We start from the raw sequence: 6152 nt of genomic DNA, 5'->3' as shown, positions 1-6152 counted from the left end.
TCGGGCCTGACGGTCTCCCAGCTCGTCTTCACCGCGTGGGCGGCGGCCGCGTCGTTCCGCATCAGCGACAAGCGCGGCGGGGCGAACGGCGGCCGCATCCGCCTCGAGCCGCAGCGCGGCTGGGAGGTCAACGACCCCGAGCTGCTGACCCAGGTGATCCGTACGCTGGAGGGCATCCAGTCCGACTTCAACGGCTCGGCGACCGGCGGCAAGAAGGTCTCGTTCGCCGACCTCGTCGTGCTCGGCGGCGTCGCCGCGGTCGAGAAGGCCGCGAAGGATGCCGGGCACGCGGTCGAGGTGCCGTTCACCCCTGGCCGGACGGACGCGACGCAGGAGCAGACCGACGTCGAGTCGTTCTCGCAGATGGAGCCGACCGCCGACGGCTTCCGCAACTACCGCGGCAAGGGGCACCGCCTGCCCGGTGAGTACCTGCTCGTCGACCGCGCGAACCTGCTGAACCTGAGCGCCCCGGAGATGACCGTCCTGGTCGGTGGCCTGCGCGTGCTGGGCGCCAACACCGGGCAGTCCACGGCGGGGATGTTGACCGACAAGCCGGGCACCCTCACGAACGACTTCTTCACCAACCTGCTCGACATGGGCACGGTGTGGAACTCGGTGGCCGGTGACGACGACGCCTTCGAGGCTCGCGACCGCGCCAGCGGCGAGGTCACGTGGACCGGCAGCCGCGTCGACCTCGTGTTCGGCTCGAACTCCGAGCTGCGTGCAGTCGCGGAGGTCTACGCGAGCGACGACGCGCAGGCGAAGTTCGTGCACGACTTCGTGGCCGCGTGGGACAAGGTCATGAACCTCGACCGGTACGACCTGGCCTGATCCCGATGTCCAGGTCGGCCGCTCGTCGGCCGACCTGGACAAACGGACCTCGCGTCCGCCGGCCAGGCGGCCTCGACCGTGATCACTCAGCCCTATTCGCAGCAGGACGGAGACGGGCCTGCCCCGGGGCGATCCCACCGGCCTCCCGGGGGGAGCGCACCCGAGCTCCGGGCGAGCACACCATGGTTCCGGTGGCGCCACCTCCCCGACTCTTCTTGGTACCACCTGCGCAGGCCGTCGGCCTGCGGGGCCACACCGGGAGGAGCAGCCCATGTCCCGACAGAGAAGACGCGGTCCCGGGATCGCGCGCCGCGCGAGTGCGGTGGCGGTGATCGCCCTCACCGCGCTATCGGCCGGCGCCCTGTTCACGGGCGTCGCGGTCGGCCCGGGACGGCGGCCGGTTCATCGCCATCGAGATCAGCGCGACGAAGTCCGACCCCAACGGCGTGCTCGCGCAGGCGTCTCCGTTCGAGTCGCCATGGGAGCTCGTAGCGGCCGGCACAACTGACGGCAGTTCAGACCGCCAGCCTCGCGCTGGCACCAGGCCCTCACCGAAGTTGTGCTGCCGATCTGGGCTCACCCGGCCTCGGTGAACAGGTCCAGCGGGATCGGCCTACGGGACCGCGGTCACGACGTGGGTCGATGGCCGGGCGACCGGGACGGTCGGCAGCCCGCTCAGCGCCCCGTCCAGCGGCGGATCGTCTCGGCGGCGTGGGTGACGAGCGAGCCCGGGCCGCCGAGGAGGTCGTGGGCCCCGTCCTCGGAGTCGCGGTCGGGGTGCCGCCGCTGGGACGGTCCCGGGTCGATGCCAGGTGGCGGCGAGGTGATCGCGTAGTCGTCGCCGTAGACCTGCCAGTGCAGCGGGAGATCCAGGTCGAGGTTCCCCGCGTCCAGCCACCACTGTTGGGCGGTGTCGAGCCGGCTCGTGTCGGCGTGCGCCTCCTCCATGTGCATCACCCGCCTTCGCGCGTCGAGGAACGCGGACAGGTAGTACCGCTCGTCGCCGCCCTGTGCCGGTGGCCGCGACGTCGCCACCGCGGCGCGCCGGATGCCGCCGAAGCTCTCCTCGTCCTCACCGGGGCCGTGCATGACGAGGGCGTCGTAGTAGACCAGCTGGCCGAGCCCCCGGAGCCCGTCGGCGCGCGCCTGGTCGACGGCAGGCCAGCGGTACTGCTCGTCGAGCACCGCGTGCTGGGCTCGTCGGAACGCCGGGTCGTCCGCGGCCTGGCGCCAGGCCGCCTCGAACGCCCGCCCCAGACCGTCGTGCGAGTCCGACCCGTCGACCCGCCGCAGCGCCGGGACGAAGCGCGCCAGCGCCGAGCCCCGGGAGTCCGCCGCGCAGCGCTCGACGACCTCCAGCATGTCGCCGGTGCCCGAGCAGAAACCGATCAGCCCACCGGTGAAACCGCGGCCGTCACCGATGTCCTCGATGTAGCCGTACTGGGCGCGCCAGTCCAGCGAGCTGTTCTCGGCGCTGCACACGATCTGCTGGGCGATATCGGCGCCCACCGGTCCGGAGAGATCCACCACGGTCGTCCGTCGGCCACCGGCGGGAATCCGTTACCGGCCCGCACCGGCCGCCGCTGTCGCTGCCCGGGGGCGCCGACACCGGCGAACCTGCGGCCAGGACGGAAGTCGCCGAACTGCAGTTCCGCAAGCCACAGGTCCAGCGGTGCCCCGTCGACCAGCCCCACCACGCGCGCCGGAACGGACACGCCCCGCGGCTGACGGGTCTTGCTCAGGGCGATGAGTTCCCGGCCTCCGCCGGGTCGTCACGAACCCCGCTGCTCCACGACGTCGGGCGGCACCGCCTCACCCATACCTCGGTGGAGGTCTCGCCCGTCTGCACCCGCCTGACCTACCGAGTGGACCGCGCCTGAAGGCGACTGAAGTGATCATCGGCCGGGCGACATCGAGGACGGCGACGTTGCCCATATGGCTGCGGCCAAGGCGCAGCGGTCGGCGGGTCTTGGAGGCGGCCGCGTCGGTGGTTGGCGCCGTTCAGCTGGTCATCGGTGGAGGTGGGATTGCCAGTCAGCGGGTACACGCCCGGCCGGCCCGGGCACTGGTTGGTCGAGTGGGTGGTGCTCGGGCGGCGCCAGCGGCGGGCCTACGAACATCTGTGCGCCGGGGTAGTCCCAGAACCAGTCCTCGCCCGGTTCGTAGCTGCGGACTATCGGGTGCCCGGTGGTGGCGTTGTGCCCGGTGGCGTGCTGGGAGGGGGAGGTATCGCAGCAGCCGATGTGGCCGCACAACGCGCAGCGGCGCAGGTGTAACCACCACCCGCCGGTCTGGTCGCACTCGACGCAACCGGGACCGCTCGGAGGCACGGTCGGGTCGATTCCGATCAGGAACTGAGTCATGGCGCCCTCTCGTTGTCGCGGGGTGCCTCGGCAGCCCGCCCCTGGGAGTGGATGTCACCGGGCGCCGGGGCCAAACGCCGATGAGTGGATGATTCGCCTACCGAGTTGTCTCGCCGGTGCTGGTCTTGCCCTGGCGGGGCCAGGGACTCGAGCCCGACTGAGAGACCCGGGTCTGGAACCTCTCGGAGCCGTTGGGTTGCGCAGGGTCAGGACGGCACCCACACAGCGAAGCCGGCTGTACTCCAGCGCGACGACGACCTCGCCGGCAGCACGCCTCGGGTAGCGGCCGGTCGTGACGTCAAGCAAGCCCGGCCCGGCTGGGCCGGGGTCTCCCCCGCGGCGAACCGCTCGCCGAGGATCTGGAAATCGGCGCAGCTACGCCGTCTGGTCGCCGCGCCGAGAGTGAGCCCCGTACCCGACCGTCCGAGCGAGGAGGCCGATCAACAGCTTCATCAGAGCTCGGGGCCGCGCTGAGGTTCAGTGCGAAGGCCTTGCGCACCGCGTACGCACCACGCCGGGTAGGCAAAGAAGGCCGCTTCAGCCTTGGCGAACCACGATGTTCGCCCTACCTGCCAGCAGGAGTCCAGGGACTGCAGCTAGCACCAGGGTGTGAGGGCCGCTGGTGGCGATGCACCGGGTTGGCATTACCGCGACGCTGTGTGCGGCCCGGCGACGACTTTCTGGTGCTGGAGTACCGCGACGAGCACCACGCCGTTGACGTGGTCAGCCCGAATCGACCTACCGCCGGCGCGCTGGCCATCACGAAAGAAGCACCGAAAACCATGGCCGTGGAGATCATTCGCACTCCCGTCCGGTCGAGCGTCCGTTTCCGTCGAGGGACCCGCGTGGCGGCGCTCCTCACCAAGCGCTGACCGCACTACCCGTCCCATTCCGGGACTTCGCCCGCGCGGGGCACGCCACCCAGCTCGTTTCGGGCGCTGGCCGTCGCGGCTGGGTGGTCCAGTTGCCGACGGGACCGGGCACCGGCGCTACCAGCCGGACGGGAAGGGCGACCCCGACATGCATATCGGCACCCACAAACCCGCCGCGAGTCGACGATGGCGACCTGCCCGGCGCGCGGAGCTCTCATGGCGGCGCCGGCTGACCGGGGCGCTGACCGGGCTGGTCGTCCTTGCCCTGCTCACGGTGGGATTGGCCCAGCTTCGCAACATCCTGGGCCTACCCAGCCAGACGCTGCTCTACCTGCTCGCCGTCGTGCTCGTGGCGCTCGTCGGCGGGCTGGTTCCGGCGCTGGCCGCCGCGGCCGCGGCCGCGGTTCTCCTGGATCGCTACTTCATCCCGCCGCTCTACGACAGCTTCGCCATCACCAACCCCAACAATGTGGTCGCCCAGGTCGCGTTCGTCCTTGTCGCCGGCGCGGCCAGCTCGATGGTCGGCCTGGCCGCGCGCCGCCGGGAGGCCGATATCCTCGCCATCGCGAACGCCGCGAGCCGCGAGGAGCTCCGCGGGCTCGCCGACGAGCAGGCCGCGTTGCGCCGGATCGCCACGCTGGTCGCCCGCGGGGTGCCGGCGGCCGAGATCTTCCCGGCCGTTGCGCAGGAGGTCGGGCGCCTCCTGAGTGCCGACTCCACAACCATCGTCCGGCTCGAGCCCGACGGCGCGACGACCATCCTCACCCGCGTCGGCGACCGCCCCGACGAGCTGGCGGTGGGCAGCCGCTTCCACCTCGAGCCGCCGCTGCCGTTGGCAGTCGCCGTGCGCACGGGCCGCCCGGCCCGCCTGGACGACTTCACCCAGCCCTCCGACGGCTTCGGCGACGGCCTCCGTCGGCTGGGAATCCGGTCGGGGGTCGCAGCGCCGATCATCGTCGAGGGGCGTGTATGGGGCGCGATCGGCACCGGGACCCGACGCGAACGTTTCCCGGCCGGCGCCGAACAGCGCATGGCCGATTTCACCGAGCTCGTCGGCACGGCGATCGCGAACGCCGAGGGCCGCGCCCAACTCGAGGAAAGCCGTGACGAACTGCGCCGGCTCGCCAAGGAACAGGCCGCGCTGCGCCGGGTCGCCACGCTGGTCGCCCGCGGGGTGCCGCCGGCCAAGGTCTTCGCGGCCGTCGCGCAGGAGGTCAGACACGTCCTCGGGGCGCCCGCCTCGACCATCGTCCGCCTCGATCCCGACGGCGGGACGACCGTCGTGGCCCGCCTCGGCGCACAGCCCGACAACCTCCCGATCGGGAGCCGCTGGAACCCCGAGCCGCCTCTGGCCTTGGCGGCGGTCCTGCGCACGGGCCGCCCGGGCCGCGTCGACGACTTCGGTGAAGCTTCCGACGCGCACGGTGACGCCGTCCGCCGGCTGGGACTCCTGTCGTCGGTCGCGGCTCCGATCATGGTCGAGGGGCATGTCTGGGGTGGGATCGTCGCCGGGGCGCGGCACGGGCATTTCCCTGCCGACACCGAAGAGCGTATGGCCGGCTTCACCGAGCTCGTCGGCACCGCGATCGCCAACGCCGACAGCCGCACCGAGCTCACCGCGTCCCGGGCCCGGATCGTCGCCGCCGCCGACGACGCCCGCCGGCGGATCGAGCGCGACCTGCACGACGGCACCCAGCAACGCCTCGTCGCCCTCGGCCTCACACTGCGCCTGACCCAAGCCACCGTGCCCGCCGACCAACCCCGGCTGCAGACCCAGATCGGCCGGGTCGCCGACGAGCTCACCGAGGCGACCGAGGAGCTTCGGGAGATCGCCCGCGGCATCCACCCGGCGATCCTGTCCGAGGGCGGGCTGGGCCCGGCCCTGCGCACCCTCGCCCGACGCGACGCGCTCCCGGTGGAACTCGACATCCGCACCGAAGCCCGCCCCCCGGACCCGACCGAGGTGGCCGCCTACTACGTGGTGTCCGAGGCCCTGACCAACACCACCAAACACGCCCGCGCCTCCCACGCCCACGTCGCCGTCGAACAGCGCGACGCCCTCCTGCACCTGTCGATCCGCGACGAC

5 protein-coding genes are annotated in these 6152 nt (G+C 72.1%); 3 read left to right on the top strand and 2 right to left on the bottom strand.

From position 1 onward, the window contains the following. On the top strand, positions 1–831 hold an 831-nt coding region (locus JWP64_RS04400), incomplete at its 5' end, for a peroxidase family protein (protein ID WP_366889379.1). Positions 832–1506: 675 nt separating this feature from the next. On the opposite strand, the gene JWP64_RS04395 is transcribed toward JWP64_RS04400, so the two are convergent. After that, positions 1507–2358 (bottom strand): chitosanase, encoded by an 852-nt coding sequence (locus tag JWP64_RS04395; protein ID WP_297492532.1) that lies wholly within the window; start codon positions 2356–2358, stop codon positions 1507–1509. A gap of 482 nt (positions 2359–2840) precedes the next feature. Then, on the bottom strand, positions 2841–3194 hold the full coding sequence (locus JWP64_RS04390; protein WP_297492529.1) for a UBP-type zinc finger domain-containing protein: 354 nt from the start codon (positions 3192–3194) through the stop codon (positions 2841–2843). A 659-nt stretch (positions 3195–3853) separates the two neighbouring features. Between JWP64_RS04390 and JWP64_RS04385 the strand changes: the two genes are divergently transcribed. Together JWP64_RS04385 and JWP64_RS04380 are read left to right on the top strand one after the other, a co-directional pair. Further along, the gene (locus JWP64_RS04385) at positions 3854–4066 is read left to right on the top strand and encodes a hypothetical protein (protein WP_297492526.1); all 213 of its coding nucleotides are present in this window, start codon (positions 3854–3856) and stop codon (positions 4064–4066) included. 148 nt (positions 4067–4214) lie between these two features. After that, positions 4215–6152 (top strand): GAF domain-containing protein (locus JWP64_RS04380; RefSeq protein WP_297492524.1); only part of this gene is annotated, 1938 nt, incomplete at its 3' end.

This window comes from Pseudonocardia sp. (assembly GCF_025465255.1).
Classification (GTDB): Bacteria; Actinomycetota; Actinomycetes; order Mycobacteriales; family Pseudonocardiaceae; genus Pseudonocardia.
This window is presented reverse-complemented; position numbering and strand designations above follow the sequence as displayed.